The 19,172-nt window shown below is 67.4% G+C and carries 15 protein-coding genes; 4 read left to right on the top strand and 11 right to left on the bottom strand.

Annotated elements, in window-relative coordinates; translation table 11 throughout:
• Positions 1-172 precede the first annotated feature (172 nt).
• Entirely contained in the window at positions 173-898 is a 726-nt protein-coding gene (locus tag ACZ5QD_RS14155; protein ID WP_045538557.1) for a hypothetical protein, read from the top strand.
• Positions 898-2,907, top strand: a complete 2,010-nt coding sequence (locus ACZ5QD_RS14150; protein ID WP_006896903.1) for a YhgE/Pip domain-containing protein — start codon at positions 898-900, stop codon at positions 2,905-2,907. The genes ACZ5QD_RS14155 and ACZ5QD_RS14150 overlap by 1 nt, the downstream gene beginning before the upstream one ends.
• Positions 2,908-2,963: 56 nt before the next feature.
• Here ACZ5QD_RS14150 and ACZ5QD_RS14145 read toward each other — a convergent pair whose 3' ends face one another.
• The 3 genes from ACZ5QD_RS14145 to ACZ5QD_RS14135 form a co-directional block, all read right to left on the bottom strand.
• Entirely contained in the window at positions 2,964-3,800 is an 837-nt protein-coding gene (locus ACZ5QD_RS14145; protein WP_346074768.1) for an endonuclease domain-containing protein, read from the bottom strand.
• Between the two features lie 196 nt (positions 3,801-3,996).
• Positions 3,997-4,350 carry a YidH family protein gene (locus tag ACZ5QD_RS14140; protein WP_464366885.1) on the bottom strand — a complete coding sequence of 118 codons (354 nt, stop codon included), beginning with the start codon at positions 4,348-4,350 and terminating at the stop codon, positions 3,997-3,999.
• A gap of 42 nt (positions 4,351-4,392) precedes the next feature.
• Positions 4,393-4,938, bottom strand: a complete 546-nt coding sequence (locus tag ACZ5QD_RS14135) for a DUF1697 domain-containing protein (protein ID WP_062367221.1) — start codon at positions 4,936-4,938, stop codon at positions 4,393-4,395.
• 32 nt (positions 4,939-4,970) lie between these two features.
• Here ACZ5QD_RS14135 and rnhA point away from each other — a divergent pair, with 32 nt between their 5' ends.
• Entirely contained in the window at positions 4,971-5,432 is a 462-nt protein-coding gene (gene rnhA / locus ACZ5QD_RS14130; protein WP_062367223.1) for a ribonuclease HI, read from the top strand.
• A gap of 56 nt (positions 5,433-5,488) precedes the next feature.
• Here rnhA and ACZ5QD_RS14125 read toward each other — a convergent pair whose 3' ends face one another.
• From ACZ5QD_RS14125 to ACZ5QD_RS14100, 6 genes are all read right to left on the bottom strand, one after another.
• The gene (locus tag ACZ5QD_RS14125; RefSeq protein WP_062367225.1) at positions 5,489-7,417 is read right to left on the bottom strand and encodes an ABC transporter ATP-binding protein; all 1,929 of its coding nucleotides are present in this window, start codon (positions 7,415-7,417) and stop codon (positions 5,489-5,491) included.
• Complete coding sequence (locus ACZ5QD_RS14120) at positions 7,414-9,147, bottom strand: ABC transporter ATP-binding protein (RefSeq protein WP_062367226.1); 1,734 nt, start codon at positions 9,145-9,147, stop codon at positions 7,414-7,416. The genes ACZ5QD_RS14125 and ACZ5QD_RS14120 overlap by 4 nt, the downstream gene beginning before the upstream one ends.
• A gap of 63 nt (positions 9,148-9,210) precedes the next feature.
• A complete protein-coding gene (locus ACZ5QD_RS14115; RefSeq protein ID WP_006896896.1) occupies positions 9,211-10,008 on the bottom strand; it encodes a family 1 encapsulin nanocompartment shell protein in 798 nt (265 codons plus the stop codon).
• Between the two features lie 104 nt (positions 10,009-10,112).
• The gene (locus ACZ5QD_RS14110) at positions 10,113-11,120 is read right to left on the bottom strand and encodes a Dyp-type peroxidase (RefSeq protein WP_062367228.1); all 1,008 of its coding nucleotides are present in this window, start codon (positions 11,118-11,120) and stop codon (positions 10,113-10,115) included.
• Positions 11,121-11,216: 96 nt separating this feature from the next.
• The gene (locus tag ACZ5QD_RS14105; RefSeq protein WP_062367230.1) at positions 11,217-12,173 is read right to left on the bottom strand and encodes an alpha/beta hydrolase; all 957 of its coding nucleotides are present in this window, start codon (positions 12,171-12,173) and stop codon (positions 11,217-11,219) included.
• Positions 12,174-12,455: 282 nt separating this feature from the next.
• Positions 12,456-14,228, bottom strand: a complete 1,773-nt coding sequence (locus tag ACZ5QD_RS14100; protein ID WP_006896893.1) for a long-chain-acyl-CoA synthetase — start codon at positions 14,226-14,228, stop codon at positions 12,456-12,458.
• Positions 14,229-14,439: 211 nt separating this feature from the next.
• On the opposite strand from ACZ5QD_RS14100, the gene ACZ5QD_RS14095 reads away from it, so the two are divergent.
• Positions 14,440-16,116 (top strand): FAD-binding dehydrogenase, encoded by a 1,677-nt coding sequence (locus tag ACZ5QD_RS14095; RefSeq protein WP_006896892.1) that lies wholly within the window; start codon positions 14,440-14,442, stop codon positions 16,114-16,116.
• 50 nt (positions 16,117-16,166) lie between these two features.
• Here ACZ5QD_RS14095 and pgfA read toward each other — a convergent pair whose 3' ends face one another.
• Together pgfA and ACZ5QD_RS14085 are read right to left on the bottom strand one after the other, a co-directional pair.
• A complete protein-coding gene (gene pgfA / locus ACZ5QD_RS14090; protein ID WP_062367232.1) occupies positions 16,167-17,711 on the bottom strand; it encodes a cell envelope lipid trafficking protein PgfA in 1,545 nt (514 codons plus the stop codon).
• A gap of 42 nt (positions 17,712-17,753) precedes the next feature.
• Complete coding sequence (locus ACZ5QD_RS14085) at positions 17,754-19,142, bottom strand: ABC1 kinase family protein (RefSeq protein ID WP_464366884.1); 1,389 nt, start codon at positions 19,140-19,142, stop codon at positions 17,754-17,756.
• Positions 19,143-19,172 lie beyond the last annotated feature (30 nt).

Here is a 19,172-nt window from a genome sequence, read left to right as displayed (position 1 = left end):
TCGGTATGGGTGAACACTATCCCGGCCCTACGACAAAACGGCCTGACCTGCGTATGCACGGACCACTGCATCGCGTGGCCCTCGCCACAGCACCATCTGATAACGTGTGTTTGCACACTCGCGTGAGTGTGGAGACCTGCGAAGTGCTGCCATCCGACTACGCTCCTGGTTCATGACTGACTACCCCGAGACGGCCGCCATGGCCGTCGTCGCGCGCGGAATCGCCCAGAAGGGCCCGTGGGGACAGGTGTACGGTCCCCTCGACCTCGACATCCCGATGGGCGGGCTCACCGTATTGCGCGCCGAGCCGGGTCCCGGACGCACGGCGCTGCAGATGACGATCGCCGGCCGGATGAAAGCCAAGACCGGGCGGCTCGACGTGCTCGGCCGCACGTCCGCGCGAGCGATCTTCAAGGTCGCCTCGCTCGCGGGGGTCGCCGCCCTCGACGACGTGTACACCTCGGTCCGAGTGGTCGACCTGCTGACCGAGAAGATGCGGTGGGACGCGCCGTGGTACCGGCTGATCCGGAGATCGACCGAACAGGATCTGGAGCGGATCTGCCGTCCGGTGTTCGGCGACCTGCCGTTGCCGGATCTCACCGCATACGTCGAGGAGCTCTCCGAACTCGACGGCCTGCTGCTGCGCGTCGCCCTGGCCAACACCCGGCGGCTCCCGTTGCTGGTGGTCGGCAACATCGACCAGGTGTCCAGCGACGACGATCAGCGCATCCTGATCTCCCGTCTGGCCGAGCTGGGAACCGGACAGACGGTCGTCACGACCACGGTGAACCGCATCGATCCCGCACTCGGGTACCGGGCGTTGATCGACGTTCCGTCGATGCTGCCGAGAGAGACTTTCCACGCGCCCGCAGGCGCCGACTCCGAGGGGGAGATCTGATGCTGGCGGGAATGTCGCTGGGCACCGAGCTGAAGCGCTACTCGAAGGGGGCGATGCCGCGCATCGCCATCGTCACGATCATCCTCATGCCGCTGCTCTACGGTGCGATGTACCTGTGGGTGTTCTGGAATCCGTTCGACGAGGTCTCGAAGGTCCCGGTGGCACTGGTGAACGAGGACCAGGGCGTGAAATCGGGCGCGTTCGAGATCAACGCGGGCGATCAGGTCGCAGACCAGCTGCTGACCTCCGGACAGCTCGACCTGCACGAAGTGAACGCCGATGAGGCGGCCACGGGCCTGGCCCACGGAGACTACTACTTCACCATCACCATCCCGCACGATTTCACGTCGGCGATCACGTCGGCGACCACACCGAATCCGCACAAGGCGAAGATCGAGTTCACCTTCAACGACGCCAACAACTACCTAGCGGGCATCATCGGGCAGAACGCCGCGGCGCAGGTGACCCAGGCGATCAACGACAAGGTCGGCCAGCAGGCGGTGGACCAGGTGCTGGTCGGACTCACCACGGCGGGCAAGGGCATCGAGAAGGCGGCGGACGGATCGGCGCAACTCGCCGACGGACTGCACACGGCGAACTCCGGCGCACACGAACTGGCCTCGGGATCACGCGAACTCGCGACCAACATGGTCACCGCCCGGGACGGCTCCGCCGAACTCGCCGCGGGGACGGCACAACTCGCGAACGGGATCGACGCGGCCACCACACCACTGCTCGGATTGCTCAACAGCGTGCAGTCGTCGGGGGTGAAGCCCTCTGCGTACGCGAACGACGCCGCGAAACTGTCGTCGGACCTCTCCGGCGTGCTCGACCTGATCAGCGCTGCCGGTGCCGGACAATCGCAGGCGGAGAAAGCCGTCTCACAGGTCGCCACCGCTCTCCGCAACAGTTCCGACCCCAACATGCGCGCCCTCGCGAACGGGCTCGCGCCGGTTCAGGACTTCCTCCGAACCCAGGGTGTGACGCCGTCGACCACCGCGACCGTGAATCGGTTGGCGAAACAGTCCGACGCCCTGTCGGCCCAGCTCGGGGACGCGAACTCACCGTTGCGCAGCACCTTGGCGATGCTCGAGAACGGCGGTCTGGCGAGCAAGGTGGGCGAACTGCGTGACGGTGCCGGACAGCTGAAAACCGGTGCGGCGCAACTGCACAGCGGACTCATCCAGCTCACCGACGGCAGTGAACGCCTGGCGACCGGGGCCGGTCGACTGGCCGACGGCACCACCGAACTGTCCTCGGGTGCCGACGAACTGTCGAGCGGGCTCGCCGACGGGGTGAAGCAGATCCCGAACTTCGGCGGCACCGAGCAGCGGCTCAAGACCGCGTCGAATCTGTCGCAGCCGGTCGCGCTGAGCACGTTCACCGAGAATCGCGCGCCCACCTTCGGCACCGGCTTCGCGCCCTTCTTCCTGTCGTTGGCGATGTTCATCGGCGCCATCATCATCTGGATGATGCTGAAGCCGCTGCAGTCGCGGCCGGTGATCGGCGGCCTCGGCGGTCTGCGATCGGTCCTCGCGTCGTACTGGCCGGCAGTGCTGATCGCCGTCGCGCAGGTCGTGGTCATGTTCGTGGTCGCGCACTTCGCGGTCGGACTCGACGCCTTCCATCCGCTGGGCATGGTCGGTTTCATGCTTTTGGTGTCGGTCACCTTCCTGGCGATGATCCAGATGTTCAACGCGGTCCTGGGAGCGGCCGTCGGCCGGGTGGTGTCGCTGGCGTTCCTGATGGTGCAGATCGTCGCGTCGGGCGGCATCTATCCGGTTGAGACCACAGCGACACCGGCTCAATGGTTCCACCCCTACGACCCCATGGGCTACGCCGTCACCGGTCTCCGCCAGGTCGTCAGCGGCGGCATGGATCACCGGCTGTGGGTGTCCGTGGCGGTCCTGGCCGGGGTGACGGTGGTGTCGCTCGCGATCAGTTCCTGGGCGGCCAGACGCAACCGGCAGTACACCATGACGCAGTTGTATCCGCCCATCGAAGTGTGAGCCGGGCCAGATTCCCCGGTGAGACGCGGCGTAGCTCGTGTCGAGGTCGCCGGTCCTCATCGGGGAATCTGATCCGTGAAGTGGCTGCGAAGGTGTGCGCCGCGGCGGATCGCCGTCATGATCCGGGCATTGGTGTCCGGCCAGCGGAAGACCACGTCGTCGTAGGTGAACCGCAGCGGGTAATAGCCCAGTTCGAGAGCGATGGCATCGCGGGTTCGATCGTTCTGGAAATGTGTGCGGTCGCCGTGGAATTCCCATCCGTCGATCTCGATGCTCAGCCAGCGGCCTACCACCAGGTCCACGCGCCCCAGACCGTCGATCACCACCTGTATCCGGACCTTGACGTTCTGGCTGCGCAGCCGAAACCTGGTCATCGTCTCGGGCCCCGACTCGGCCCGGCCGTCGCAACGGTCGAGGAGCTTCGTGATGTGCCGGGGCGCCGAGCGGAACTGGTACTCGATCTGTTCGGCGGTCATGAGGCGTTTGTTGAGAATCGAATCGCAGACCACGACGAAGCCCTCGTCGTCGAGGCATCGCGCGGCATGCCGGAGGGCAGTGGGAACGTCGTCGACCAGCCCGTACTCCGGTTCGGGCCGACCGAACTGCCGGCAGAACGGTCCCTTCCGGCTCCGAATCGCCGAGCTGTTCCCCCGGACATGGAACCGATGGTCCTCGGGCGTCCAGACGCCGTGCCGATTCAGTGCGGTGACGCAGCTGATGACGCCGCCTCGTCGGACGGCGGCGACGTCGGCGGCAGAGGGCTCACCCACCGCGTACCAGCCGTGCCGGAGTCGCCGCGCGGTCTTCTCGCGGATGAGGATGTCGAGGTCGCCGCGGCCGAGCGTCGCGAGGAGTTCGCGGTGCGGATACACCCCGTCCGGAATGCGTTCCATGCCGCCACGATCGTCCGAATACGGATGCAGCACATGGCTTTCGGCGGTTCAAATGCAGATTGTGGACCGATCGGGGATTCCCCACAGCATCGTGCCGGACGGATCAGGTTCCCCGCTCAGCGGCACCACGCCCTGTGGGGGAGGTGGTAGCGCTGAGCGGGGAAATCGGTCCGAGCCAGCCCCGAACCGCGCAGGTTCAGACGAAGACCACGAAGCCCGCAGCGATCACGACCATCGCCACGGTGAGCGCCCACACCGCGGCGGGACCGGGCATCTGTCCGCCGTTGTCGAGGACGTGGTTGACCCGCTGCCACCGCCACGCACCGGTCAGGGCTGCCAGTGCGCCGAGGACGACGAGCGAGACGCCCAGGGCGGTCTTGGAACCGGTGACCCCGAAGTCGTCCACGATGTGCAGGACCGCGACGCCGGCCGCGATGAGTCCGAGCGCGGTACGGAGCCATGCGAGCATGGTCCGTTCCGCGGCGAGGGTGAAGCGTGCGTCGGTGGCGCCCGGGGGCGGCGGCGAGGGGGTTCGATCCTGCTCAGTCATAGCGGTGCCGGTTCATCATTCCGTGACGTCGTGGTCGTGATGTCACTGTCTTGACGTCTGCTGTGCGAGTTCGATCAGCTTCGCCGTCGTCCGAAGATTACGTCCGGTGCCGGTGACACCGAGCCCTTTGGCGATGCGCGCGGGCGTCAGCTTGGAATTGCCCACGCCGGCGGGCGCGGGATAGTCGATGTGAAGATCCCTGCCGATCACTCGCATGCGTTCGCCGTTCCCGAAGTCGCGGGCGCAGAACTCGGCGGCGGCGTCCGGATCGGGTACTCCGGTGAGGAAGTAGATGAGTCCGTGCGGCGGGTCGCCGAACGGATAGTCGGCCAGTGCTCGGGACATCTCGTCGGGGGTGCGGCCGATGGCTTCCCGGAAGTACCCGAATTCGTCGGAGATCGCCTGCTCCAGGGCGCGGTCGAACCCCTCGGGATCTCCCGGCGGTGTGCACAGGAGATTGCCGGAGGCGATGTACGTGCTGACGTCGTCGGCACCGAGTGCGGTGGCGATCTCGCGCAGGCGCGCCATCGGCAGCTTGGCGCCGCCGACGTTCACAGCGCGGATCAGAACGATGCGGCCAGCGGCCATTCGGATCTCCTCATCCGGTAGCGTTGGACGTCATGAGCGACGCCGGAACCACTTCGAAGATAGTGGAGATCTCGACTGATGGTGCGTGCCTCGGAAACCCGGGCCCCGGGGGCTGGGGAGCGATCCTGCGCTACGGCGACATCGAGAAGGAGATCTCCGGCGGCGAGGCCGACACCACCAACAACCGGATGGAGCTGACCGCGGCGATCGAGGCGCTCCGTGCGCTGAAGCGACCGTCGACCGTGATCCTTTACACCGACTCCAGCTACGTCCGGAACGGGATCACGAAGTGGGTCGCGGGCTGGCAGCGCAATGGCTGGAAGACGGCGAGCAAACAACCGGTCAAGAACGCCGACCTGTGGCAGGAGCTCATCGCCGCCGAGGACGTGCACACCGTCGAGTGGCGCTGGGTGAAGGGCCACGCCGGCGACAAGTACAACGAGATCGCCGACACCCTGGCCACGAGTGCGGCCCGAAGGCTGCGGGACGGCTAGGACAGGACCCCGCACCTCACCGCACCACACGAGGGAACGAAGAACGACGAGAGCGCTCACACGGGAGCGTCCACATCCTCGATCGGCGCCGAGAACTGGGCGTTGTACAGCCGGAAGTACGCGCCACGACGCTCCAGCAGCGACTCGTGGTCGCCCTGTTCGACGATCTGCCCGTTCTCCATCACCACGATCAGGTCCGCGTTGCGGATCGTCGAGAGCCGATGCGCGATCACGAAGCTCGTGCGGTCCTTGCGGAGATTCGCCATCGCCTTGCCGATGAGCAGTTCGGTGCGGGTGTCGACCGAACTGGTGGCCTCGTCGAGGATGAGGATCGTCGGCTTGGCGAGGAAGGCGCGCGCGATGGTGATCAGCTGACGCTCACCCGCGCTCACTCCGCCGCCCTCGTCGTCGATCACGGTGTCGTACCCGTCCGGCAGGGTGCGGACGAAGTGATCGACGTGGCTGATCCAGGCCGCCTCCATGACGTCCTCACGGCTGGCGGCGGGATCGCCGTAGGCGATGTTGTCGTAGATCGTGCCGCCGAACAGCCACGAGTCCTGTAGCACCATGCCGGTGCGCTCCCGCAGGTCATCGCGGGTCATCTCGGACGAGTCCACACCGTCGACGAAGATGGTTCCGCCGTCTATCTCGTAGAACCGCATGATGAGGTTCACCAGGGTCGTCTTGCCGGCACCGGTCGGTCCGACGATCGCGATCATGTCGCCCGGCTTGGCCTCGAGTGAGAGGTTCTCGATCAGCGGCTGGTCCGCGCGGTAGCGGAACGAGACGTCGTCGAAGACGATGTGTCCCTCGTCCACCGCGGGAGTCTTGGGCGCTGTCGGATCCGGCTGCTCCTCGTCCTCGTCGAGAACGTCGAAGATGCGTTCGGCGGAGGCGACGCCGCTCTGCATGAGGTTGAACATCGAGCCGATCTGGGTGAGCGGCTGGGTGAACTGGCGCGAGTACTGGATGAACGCCTGCACCTCGCCCAGGCTGAGCTGTCCGGAAGCGACGCGCAGACCGCCGACCACCGCCACCGCCACGTAGTTCAGGTTCCCGAGGAACATGATCGTCGGCATGACGATGCCGGAGATGAACTGAGCGCGCCACGACGAGGCGAAGAGCTTCTCGTTCCGGTCGTCGAAGACGCGTTCGACCTCGGCTCGCCTGCCGAAGGCGGTGACCAGTTCGTGGCCGGTGAAGGCCTCTTCGATCTGCGCGTTGAGGGCGCCGGTACTGGTCCACTGACCCACGAAGTGCGGCTTGGACCGCTTGGCGATCAGTGCGGTGGCGATCGCCGCGACCGGAACGGTCGCGATCGCGATCAGCGACAGCAGCGGCGAGATCGTCAGCATCATGATCAGAATCGCGACCACCATCAGCAGGGAGTTGAGCAGCTGGCTGATGGTCTGCTGCAACGACTGCGACAGGTTGTCGAGGTCGTTGGTGACGCGGCTGAGCAGATCGCCGCGCGCCGAGGCATCGTAGAACGACAGCGGAAGTCGGTGGATCTTGCTCTCCACCTCGGCTCGCAGCTTCGTCACGGTTCCGACGACGACCTTGTTCAGCAGATAGGCACCGAGCCAGCCGAGCACCGCCGAGGCCGCGTACAGGGCCAGCACGGTCGCCAGAATCCGGCCGACGGCGGTGAAATCGACTCCGTGGCCGGGGATCACGTCCATCGACGAGACCATGTCGGCGAAGGTGTTCTGGCCCTTGGCGCGCAGGCCTTCGACAGCCTGCTCCTTCGAGATGCCCGACGGCAGCCGCGCCCCCACCACACCGGCGAAGAGTTCGTCGGTGGCGTCGCCGAGCACCCGCGGGGCGTACGCGGTCAATGCGACGGATCCCACGATGGAGCCCAGGACCACGAGCATCTTTCCTCGATGATCACCGAGACGACGAACGAGGCGCTTCAGCGACGGTTTGAACGACTTGGCCTTCTCCAGCGTGGGAGCGGCTCCGGGAGGTCCGCCGCGGGTCATGCGCCTGCTCCGATCGACAGCTGAGACTCCGCGATCTCAGCGTAGGTGGGACACGACTGCAGCAACTCGGTGTGGGTGCCCAGACCGACGATCGTTCCGCGGTCGAGGACCACGATCTGGTCGGCGGCGGTGATCGTCGAGATGCGCTGTGCGACGACGACCAGCGCCGCATCGCGGGTGGCGGGCACCAGGGCCTCGCGCAGACGCGAGTCGGTGGTGAGATCGAGCGCCGAGAACGAGTCGTCGAACAGGTAGATCGACGGCTTCCGGATGAGTGCTCGCGCGATCGCCAGCCGCTGACGCTGACCGCCGGAGACCGTGGTACCGCCCTGTGCGACCGGAGTGTCGAGACCGTCGGGCATGGCGCGGACGAAATCGGCGGCCTGCGCGATCGTCAGGGCCTCCCACATCTCGTCCTCGGTGGCATCCGGTTTGCCGTTCCGGAGGTTGCTCGCGATGGTGCCGGAGAAGAGGTAGGGGCGCTGGGGGACGAGACCGAAGTGCCTGCGCAGTGCGTCGGGGTCGGCGTCGCGCAGGTCGGTGCCGCCGATCGTGATGGATCCGCCGGTCACGTCCAGCATCCGCGGCAGGAGGTTGATCAAGGTGGTCTTGCCCGATCCCGTCGATCCGACGACGGCGGTGGTGGTGCCGGGCGCGGTCTGGAAGCTGATCCCGCTGAGCACGGGCTCGTCGGCGCCCGGGTAACGGAATTCGACGTCGTCGAGGCGCAGGACGGCCGGATCGCCGACGATCGGTTGCGGGGCGGCCGGCGCGGTCACGGTGGTCTCGGTGTCGAGGACCTCGCAGATGCGGTCGGCGCAGACGCCCGCCCGAGGCGCCATCATCGCGAGGAACGAGGCCATCATCACCGACATCATGATCTGCATGACGTAGCTGATCATGGCGGTGAGCGCGCCGATCTCCACCGATCCGTCGTTGACCGCGTGCGCGCCGAACCAGAGCACCGCGACCAGCGTCAGGTTGGTGATGAGCATGACGGACGGGAACATCAGCGCCATCATGCGGCCGACGCGGAGGGACGCCTCGGCGAGGTCGTCGTTCGCGCTGCCGAAGCGTTCGGTCTCGTGCTGTTCACGGACGAAGGCACGCACCACGCGAATGCCGGTGACCTGCTCGCGCATGATGCGGTTGACGTTGTCGATGCGCGTCTGCATCGCGCGGAACCCGGGGATCATGCGCGAGATGATGAGGCCCATCGTGATCCCGAGAACCGGGACGGCCACCACCAGCACCCATGAGATGGGCGCTGCCACCCGTAAGCCCATCACGATGCCGCCGATGCCCATGATCGGAGCCGTCACCAGGATCGACATCGCCATGACCGCCAGCAGCTGTACCTGCTGCACATCGTTGGTGGTGCGGGTGATGAGCGAGGGGGCACCGAACCTGCCGACTTCTCGGGTGGAGAATCCGTTCACCCGGTGGAGCAGATCGTGCCGGATGTCGCGGCCGCCGCCGAGCGCGGCCCGCGAGCCGAAGTACATCGCGGCCACCGAACCCGCGATCTGCGCGAGCGACACCAGCAGCATCCAGCCTCCGGTGGAGAGGATGTAGCCGGTGTCGCCGTTGGCGACGCCGATGTCGATGATGTCGGCGTTCAGGGTGGGCAGATACAGCATCGCGGCGGTCGCCACCAGCTGGAGGCAGACCACCGCGACGACCGCGCCACGATAACGGAGGACATACGTCCGCAGTAGGCGAATGAGCACGGGTCCACATTACGTGCGGTGTGTGACACGCGCGATCGGGATTCGCGCGCCGCCCGTGCGGCGCTACGTGAGCGCGACCGCAGCCTCCGGGGTGTATGTCAGGTACGTGAAGGACTCGAAGAAATAGAGGTTCACCGTGTCGGCGTCGTGCGAGTCGTAGCCGATCGACACGTCCTGACCGATCGACAGTTCGAAGTCGCCACCCCGGGTGCTCAGCAGGAAGCCGCTGGAGATGGCCGGCGCCCAGACGATCTCGCCGTCGACCAGGATCCGGCGCAAGTGGTCGCGCACCGGGTTGCCGTGATCGGAGGTCTCGTTCACCTGCGTGTAGTGCTCCGCCGAGAGCGCGAGCGAGTACGGTCCGTCGACCGACTCCAGACGCAGCTTGCTGATCGCCTGGCTGATGGCCTCCGGGTAATCGCGGACGTCGTCGGGCAGCGCGATCGAGTTCACGCCGGACTCGTGGGCGATGCCGTTGATCTTGGCGGCCGCGTAACCCTCGAAGATCGCGCGGTCCTCGGCCAGAGCCAGTTCGCGCGCGGCGCGAACCACGGGGTCCCAATCGGAATCGGAGGCGCCGCGGTCGACGTTGTCGATCGCCTCCCGGGTGACGGTGAACGGCACCTTGAACTCCACCAGCGGCTGAGTGTGGCGCAGGAAGGCGGTGATCCCGTCGGCCGGCGAGTCGATCTTGGTGCGGTGCCCGCGGGTGACGGAGTCGACGTCCAGTCCCAGCGGACCCTTCACGTCGACGAGACGACGACCGGCGATGTTCCGCTTGAACGAACGGGACGCCTCCTCCTCGATCTCGGCCCACGCAGCGGCGGAGATGGGAGCGAGTTCGCGGTGCAGATTGTTCATCGTGTTTCCTAACTCGGTGTGGTCGTGCGGTGGTCGGAGGGAACTGGGACTGTGGGAACTGTGACTGGGAACGCTGACCGGCCCGAGCGGCCGGTGATCGCCGGCTATCGGAGGGAGCCGATTCCGAGCGAGCCGTCCGACCGGGCGTCGGGCTGTTCCGGGGCGGTCTCGGGGACCGGGCCGGGGGCGGGCGGCTGTTCCTCGAGGAAGTCGCGGGTGGGCACGAAGAACTGCGCTCCGCTGACCGCGGTGGTGAAGTCGAGCAGACGATCGTAGTTGCCCTCGGGCTCGCCGATGAACATCCGGCGGAGCATCTCCTCGCTCACATCAGGCGCGCTCGAGTACGCGATGTAGAACGTGCCCTTCTCTCCGCTTCCGGAGATGTCGCCGTACGGCATGTTGTCGCGCACCACGTTGATCTCGTTGCCCTCGTCGTCGGTCACGACGTTGAGCGCGATGTGCGAATTGGTCGGCTTCACATCGTCGTCCATCTCGATGTTCTCGAGTTTGGTGCGGCCGATCGCGTTCTCCTGCTCGGGCACCGGGAGACCGTTCCACGACTCGAAATCGGTGACGTACCGCTGCGTGACGACGTAGCTGCCGCCGGCGAAATCCGGATCCTCGTCGCCGACGGTGATGGCGTCGATCGCCTCCTGCCCGACCGGGTTCTCGGTGCCGTCGACGAAACCGATGAGGTCGCGCATGTCGAAGTAGCGGAAGCCGTGAACCTCCTCGACGGTGGTCACGGCGTCGCCGAGGCGTTCGGTCCAGCGCTGGCCCACTTCGAAGCACAGGTCCATGCGGTCGGCCTTCACGTGCAGCAATAGGTCGCCCGGGGTGGCGGGCGCCGAGTGCACGGAACCGGCCAGCGCGGTGAACGGCCGCAGCGACTTCGGGCGCGGGCCGGCGAACAGCCGATCCCATGCCTGCGATCCGATTCCGACGATCGCCGTCAGCGCCGACTCGGGGGCGCGGGAGCCGACCGCCGTCGACAGTCCGGGCAACTCGGCCAGCGCGTCGCGCACCGCGGCCTCGCCGCCGTCGTTGACGGTGAACACGAGAAAGGCGGCGGCGCCGGTCTTACGGGTGAGGATCGTCTGAGGCGTGGGCACGGAACCAGCCTAACGCGGCGATCGGACAGTTTCCGGCGCAGACTCACGATGGCCGGCACCCTGGCGGGTGCCGGCCATCGTGAGCGGTGTGTCCGATCAGAAGAACGCGGGGCGGAACGTGGTGGCCCACGACTGCTTGAAGCGGTCCTGCCAGTAGTCCCACCAGTGCGCGCCGTCCGGAGTGATGTGCGTGGTGAGGTGCACGCCGGGGACGGTGGCGACGCGGGCGATGTACAGCTGGGAGCTGGTCGACGCCGCGACCTCCAGCGGAACCATCTGGGCGAACTTGACGGGGTTGAAGCTGCCGCTGCCCGGAGTCAGGCTCGAGTCGTACTTGCTGCCGACGCCGGTCCCGGAGGACACGTACACGTAGTGCCCGGCCAGGTTGCCCGCCGACAGGAACGGGTCGTTGGCGAACCACTCGCCTGCGGGGTAGAAGCCCCACATGTTGGTCGGGTTGCCGCCCATCTCGGCCACCGAGGCCTGGATGCCCTGGGTGAAGCCGGGCATGGTGACGGTCGGGTAGCCGCTGTAGGACGCGACCGCCTTGTAGAAGCTGGGGTGTCGCGAGGCCAGGTTCAGGGCCGCGGTCCCCGACATCGACAGGCCGGCGATGCCGTTGCGTCGGTTGTCGCTGTTGTGGTGCTTCTTCATGTACGCGGGCAGCTCACGCGTCAGGAAGGTCTCCCACTTGTTGACGCCGAGCTTCGGGTCGCGCTGCTCCCAGTCGGTGTAGAAGCTGCCGCCGCCGCCGAACGGGATCGCGACGTTGGTGCCCTTGCCGACCATCCAGCTGTCGACCTTGGTGTTCTGCAGCCAGCCGCTGGTGTTGTTCGGGGCGCGCAGGCCGTCGAGCAGGTAGAGCGTCGGCTTCGGGCCGCTCCCGCCGCCGTCGACGATGCGGACCGGGACTTTGCGGTGCATCGCGTTCGAGTACACGTACTCGGTGGTGCCTGCGGCCTGTGCCTGCGGCGTGACGGAGACTGCGGTGCCGACGAGGGTCGCCAGGGCGGCGATCGCGATCGTCAAGCGCTTGCCGACGCTCTTTCGCATATGAATCCTTCGGTCTGTTCGGTCGCGGGAGCGACTGTCGTGTCACCGGATCGGGGCCGGAGCGGTGCCCCGATCTCGATCCGTGAGCCGATCGGCCCGAGTCGCCGCGGGTCGATCGACCCGCAGCACCCCCGCACGAGTGGTGAGATTAACGGACTCCCGACGCTGCCGCAAAGGCAAGAGGGCGGTTCGGTGCTGGTCGTAGCCGTTTCGGGACCCGTTTGCGGCGGTCAGGTCACAAATCGATAAACCTCGCGGGATTTGTCGGCGACGGCGCCGGATTCAGGCCATCCGGACGTAGCCGTCATCGCCGAGCTCGTACACGGGGTCCGCGCCGGTATTCGCGTAGCCCTCCTCGCGGAGCGCAACGCGCTGATTCTTGAAGGTCGACGTGCGGGCCAGCGCCGGCACCACCCGGAGGTACAGCGGCACCGCGTAGTGCGGTAGCCGGGCGCGCAGCTCGGCTGCGACCAGCCGGGGGTCGAAGTCGTCCTCGACGACCACCGCGGCCATCCCGGCGCGACCGTCGGCACCCGGCACCGCCACCCCGTAGACCACCGACTCGGCGACGCCGGGCACCGCGTTCAGTGCGGCCTCCACCTGGGTGGTCGCCACGTTCTCGCCCTTCCAGCGGAAGGTGTCGCCGAGGCGGTCGACGAAGGCGACGTGCCGGAACCCGACGTCGGCCACCAGGTCGCCGGTGTTGAAGTAGGAGTCGCCGTCCTTGAGGGCGTCGCGGACGATCTTCTTCTCGGTGGCGGCGGGATCGGTGTATCCGTCGATCCGGGCCAGCCGGGTGATCTTCCCGAGCAGCAGTCCGGGTGTGCCCTTCGGGACCTCGATCACGCGGCCGTCGGGGCCGCGGACCGGCAGTCCGGTCGCTTCGTCCGCTTCGACCACGATGTACGGCAGGGGACAGAAGCCGACGGTCTTGCGCTGATCGAGGATGTTGACGAACCCGATGTTCGATTCGCTCGCGGCGTAGAACTCGACGATCCGGTCGATCCCGAACCGGTCGGCGAATTCGTCCCAGATCTCCGGGCGCAGGCCGTTGCCCGCGGCCAGCCGGATCGAATGCGCGCGGTCGGTGGGCCGGGGCGGCTGAGCCAGCAGGTAGCGGCAGAGTTCGCCGATGTAGCAGAAGGCCGTCGCCTCGTTCTCGATGGCCTCGTCCCAGAAGCGGCTCGCCGAGAACTTCGGACTGATGGCCAGGCAGGCGCCGGCCGCGAGCGCCGTCGCGACACAGACCGTCAGCGCGTTGTTGTGATAAAAGGGCAGCGTGACGAACAGGACGTCGTCGGACCGCAGCCGCAGGCCCATCGAGAATCCGTTCATCGCGGTCTGCCAGCGCCCGTGGCTCATCACGCTGGCCTTGGGCCAGCCGGTGGTACCCGAGGTGAAGATGTAATACGCGGGGTCGTCGGCTCGCACATCCGCGGTCGCGCGCGGGTCCGCTTGCACCGCGGGATTCCGGGCCGCGAGCGCGGAGCCCCGCGCGTCCATCTCGGCCAGGGCGATCGGATCGGTGTCGACGCCGGTGAGGGCGCCGAGTTGCTCGCCGCATTCGTCGTCGTGGAGTACGACGAGCCGGGCGCCGCGGCGGTTCGCGTCGTCGAGCACACCGAAGCTGTGATCCAGGGCGTCGCCCGGCTGCGTGTGGTTCACCATTCCCGTCACCGCGCCGAGCTTGACGATCGCGAGCATCGCGATCACGCATTCCGGACTGTTGTGCGCCATCACCGCGACCACGTCGCCGCGGCGGACCCCGTGCTCGGCCAGCACGGCCGACCACCGGTTGGCGCGGCGGTTGCACTCGCCGTACGTGTGAACGGTGCCGCCGGTGCGGAGGAAGGGACGATCGGGATGGCGTGCCGCCGCCGCGGCGAAGGCCCGGCCCACACTCCATCTCCGGTGTTCGTCGAAATGAATGAGCGACGGCCGTTGCCGGGCCAGGACCGGAACGTCGCGCAGCAGCCCCAGGACGCCCCGCGCCATCGACGCCCAGGTGACGGGATCGGCTGCCGCGGAATGAACGGTCGGGGTCGGTGCGGCCACGGGTGCCTCCTCGTCAGACGAATCGTGCGTGTCGTCTCAGTATCGGGCCGTGCGCGCCGCGGCGTGGCGAGTTCGGTCGCCGCGGGACGTCCCCGCTCTCGCCCGGTGCGCGTGGGACTTCCGCCCGTCGGCGGCCCCGGCCGGCGCGGGTAGTGTCAGTCCCGACGGCCTGTGCGATGGGCCACACATCTTCGCGGAGAGGACGAGTCGGGTGTTGAAGCAGACGCAAGCGGCGGACGCCATTGTGGTGGGCGCGGGGTTGGCGGGACTGGTCGCCACCTACGAACTGACCAAGGCGGGGCGCACGGTGGTCGTCGTCGATCAGGAGAATCGACAGAATCTCGGCGGCCAGGCGTTCTGGTCACTGGGTGGACTCTTCCTCGTCGACAGTCCCGAACAGCGTCGGCTCGGCATCAAGGACTCGCCCGACCTCGCTCTCCAGGACTGGATGGGATCGGCCGGCTTCGACCGCGACGACGAGGACTACTGGCCGCGGCAGTGGGCGCGGGCCTACGTCGAGTTCGCGTCGACGATCAAGCGGCAGTACCTGCACGATCTCGGTCTCCGTTTCACACCGGTGGTCGGATGGGCCGAGCGCGGGGGCGGATTCGCCGACGGCCACGGCAACTCCGTGCCGCGGTTCCACCTCACCTGGGGCACCGGGCCCGAGGTGGTCCGCATCTTCGCCGAGCCGGTACTCGAGGCGGAGAAGCGGGGACTGGTCACCTTCGCGTTCCGGCACCGGGTCGATGAACTGATCGTTGAGGACCGTGCGGCGGTCGGGGTGCGTGGGCGGGTCCTCGAGCCCACCGACGCCGAGCGCGGCGTACCGAGCTCTCGCACCGAGGTCAAAGACTTCGAGCTGCGGGCGGGGGCAGTGATCGTCACCTCCGGCGGCATCGGTCACAACCACGACCTCGTCCGCGAGAACTGGCCCACCGAGCGGCTCGGCCCCGCGCCGGAGTTCATGATCGCGGGCGTTCCCGACTACGTGGACGGACGCATGCTCGGGATCACCGAGGCCGCGGGCGGAAACATCGTCAATCGCGACCGGATGTGGCATTACACCGAGGGCATCATGAACTGGAACCCGATCTGGTCCGACCACGCCATCCGCATCATTCCCGGCCCGTCGTCGCTGTGGCTCGACGCGAACGGAAATCGTCTCCCCGCGCCCAACTTCCCCGGTTTCGACACCAACGCCACCATGAAGGCGATTCTGGACACCGGCTACGACTACTCGTGGTTCGTCCTCACCAAGTCGATCATCGAGAAGGAGTTCGCGCTGTCGGGATCCGAACAGAACCCCGACATCACGGAGAAGTCGCTGAAGACCGCGGCGAGGAGCCGCCTGGCCAAGGGGATGCCGGGGCCGGTGGAGGCTTTCACTCGGCACGGAGTCGACTTCGTGGTCCGCGACAATCTCTCGGATCTGGTGGCCGGGATGAACGAGATCGGCCGCGGCGGCCACGTCGATCTCCAGTCCCTCGAACGGCTCATCTCCGCACGAGATTCACAGGTAGAGAACTCCTACAGCAAAGACGCGCAGATGATGGCGGTGCACAATGCGCGGAACTACCTGGGCGACAAGGTGGTCCGCGTCGCCAAGCCGCACCGTCTACTCGATCCCGCACACGGCCCGCTGATCGCGGTGCGCCTCAACATTCTCACCAGGAAGACGCTGGGCGGTCTCGAGACCAATCTCGACTCGCAGGTGATGCGTCCCGACGGCAGCGCCTTCGACGGTCTGTACGCCGCGGGCGAGGTCGCCGGCTTCGGCGGGGGCGGCGTTCACGGCTACAACGCGCTCGAAGGAACCTTCCTCGGCGGCTGCATCTTCTCCGGGCGCGCCGCGGGACGGGCGGTGGCCCGACAGTCGCGCCTCTGACCGCCGCCGTCCCGGCCGGATCACGCATCCGGCCGGGACGGGGCCGTCGGTCAGCGCTCGTGCCGGCCCGGCTGATCCTGGTCGGGGGTGCGGTAGCGCTCCACGTCGGGCATCGGGCGCGTCGGATCGGCGAACGGATAAGGCGAACCGGACTGCGCGCCCTCAGATCCCGGGATCGGGGCGAATCCGTCGGCGGGAGCCCCGAACGACTGGGTCTGGGCCTCATCCATCGGTGACGAGATCGCACCGTAGCCGCCGATGGCCTGGGTGGACGGCTCCTGCGGAGTCTGCGGCAGCACCGTCGTCGTCTCACCGGCGGAGTACTGCTCGTACGGCCCGCCCTGCGGCGTCGGAATCACCGTGGTCTGGGCCTCCGGGCTCGCGGCTTCGCCCGCACCACCGTCATCCGGCGTCGGCTCGTCGCCGCGGGTCTGGTCGGCGTCGTCCGGCCCGTCGCCGCGTCGGCGCCCCAGCCACACCAGCACGGCCCAGGCGATCAGGAACAGCGCACCGAGCACACCGAGGATGATCGGCGTGATCGTGCCACCCCACTTGAGCTGGTCGAGGTAGCTCTGGGCCCGCTGCGCCTGGTGCGAGACCGTCTCGTCGTTCCACTTGAACGTGCCCTTCAGCGCATCCATGCGGAAGTCGCGGACGGCGCGCGGCGAGTCGTCGCTGTCGTCCGGCGACTTGAAGTACTGCTCCTGGTCCTCTTCGCCGTAGACGATGGTGCCGGTGACGGGCTCCACGTACACATTGCGCGTGGCCTTGGCGTAGCGGTGCATCGTGACGATGTCGTTCGGCTTGACGCCCTTGCCCTTGATGCCCCACCACTTGGCAGGCATGTCCAGGATGGTGCCGAGCGGTGCGTCGCCCTGCGGATTCGGGAGATTCGAGAGGTCGGTCTCGGGAACGTCAGCGACGAAATGGTAGGTCTTGACGCCGTCGATGGTCTTCTCGCCGACGTACTTGGCGATCGCGTCCTGACGGGTGGTGGTGTCGTAGTAGTAGTACTCGCGCTTGCCGACGTCGAATCCGAACTTGTACTGGAAGCCCTTGCGGTCCTCCAGCTTCACCGAGACCTCCTCGACGTTGCCGCCCTCCGGGACCGCCTCCAGCTGCAGTTCGCTCACTGCACCGTTGGGCGCGGATGTCTTGCGATTCACTGACACTCGGTCGACCGTCGCGTTCAGCAGGCCGTCGTTGCACTTGCGGTCGGCGTCGCTCGACGCCATCGTCGGGTCGCTCTCCTTGCCCGCGGCGTCGCGGACGCGGTCGATCTGGACCGTCTGGCCGGACTGCACCGTCGCCTGGTCCTTGTTCGACGGCTCGACGATGACCGACCGCCGCTGCTGCGTCAGATGAGCCTCGAGAGTCGCAGCCTTGGACTTGGTGACCGAGCAACGGTCGAAGATGGTGGCCGGGAAGCGGTTCGCCGAGTCACCGTCGGTGGGAACGGTGGTCGCGACCGACGTGATGTCGAGGTCGAGGGGCACCACCTTCAGCCTCGGCACCAGGTAGGTGGGGACGGCGATGGCCGCGACGATGCACGCGACGCCGAGGAAGGCAAGCAATGCCAGCGCGGCACGTTTCATATCGGGTCGTCTCCTCTGTATCGGTCGATCTGCGTGCTTCGGTCAGCTCTTCGTCGTGTCGGACGCCGGCCGGCGACCACGTCGGTCGCGTTCGGCTTCCTTCATGATTCCCGCCATGTAGCCGTAGATCTCGCGATCGGAGATCGCCTTCCAGCGCGGAGCCAGCAGCTTCATGTATTTCTCTACATACAACAGTTGTTTGCCGACGAGCACCAACTCCCGCGGAAGCCGCGCGTCGTGGGCTTTCGCGACTGCGGCGAGCCGGCGCCCCAGATCGGTGTACGACATCGAGGCCATGTCGGTGGCCGACAACGGTGCGGCCACCTTCTCGATGTCGGCGCCGCCCTGGGCCGTCGACCCCGGATTGTGCACCGCGCCCAACAGGAAGATCGCGCGTCCGGCGGCGTCGTAGTCCTGTTTGACGATGAGGTCGACGACCAGTTGCCGGAGGATGCGGCGGGTGCGCGCGTCGAACCGGCCGACGATGCCGAAATCGAGCATCACCAGCTTCCCCTGGTCGTCGACGAGGACGTTCCCCGCGTGCAGATCGCCGTGGAACAGTCCGCCGTGGAATGCCGAATCGAGAAGTGAGAGGAGCAGATTGCGGCACAGTGCGACACCGTCGTGCCCCGCGGCCCGGACGGCGCGGACGTCGTCGATCCGGGTGGCGTGGATCCGCTCCATGGTCAGCACCCGAGCGGTGGTGAGCTCGCCGTACACGCGCGGGACCCGAACTCGGTCGCCGAAGGGACCGGGCTGCAGACATTCGAACCACTCGGCCATGGTGGCGGCCTCGTTGCGGAAGTCGAGCTCGGAACCGAGTCCGTCGGCGAAGTCCTCGACCACGTGGCGCGCGCTGAGCATGCGGCCGTACTCGGACATCTCAACGAGCCCGGCCAGACGTTCCAGAATCGCGACGTCGGGCGCCAGCCGGTCGGCGATGCCCGGTCGCTGGATCTTGACGACCACCTCTTCGCCCGATGCCAGCGTCGCGGTGTGGACCTGGGCGATCGAGGCCGACGCGATCGGCACCGGATCGAACTGCGCGAAGACCGCTTCGGGCTCGGTGCCGAGTTCTTCGACGAAGACCTGCCGCACCAGCGCGGGGTCGGCCGGTCGGACTCGGTCGAGCAGGGTCTCGAATTCGTCGGCCATGGTGTTGCCGAACACTCCCGGGCTGGACGCGATCAGCTGACCGAGCTTCACGTAGGTGGGACCGAGGTGCTCGAACGTCCGGCGCACCTCATGGGCGACGTCGGAGGTGCCCGGCGGTCGCCCGCGCAGCAGTCCGGTCACCGCGCCGAGCGCCAGCCGCCCGGCGCCGGCCGCGGCGTGGCCGGCGGTGGTGGTGAAGCGGGTGACCTCGGTGACCGCCGAGACGCTGGGCAGGCCGGGGCGTGCCTGCGCGCTGGGGGATTCCTGATTGGTCATCACAGTTGCCCAAGTGTAGTGGGCGAATGG

The organism is Gordonia sp. J1A (assembly GCF_055393515.1).
Note: the sequence above shows the minus strand (reverse complement) of the source record. Positions and strands in the feature narration are given on the sequence as shown.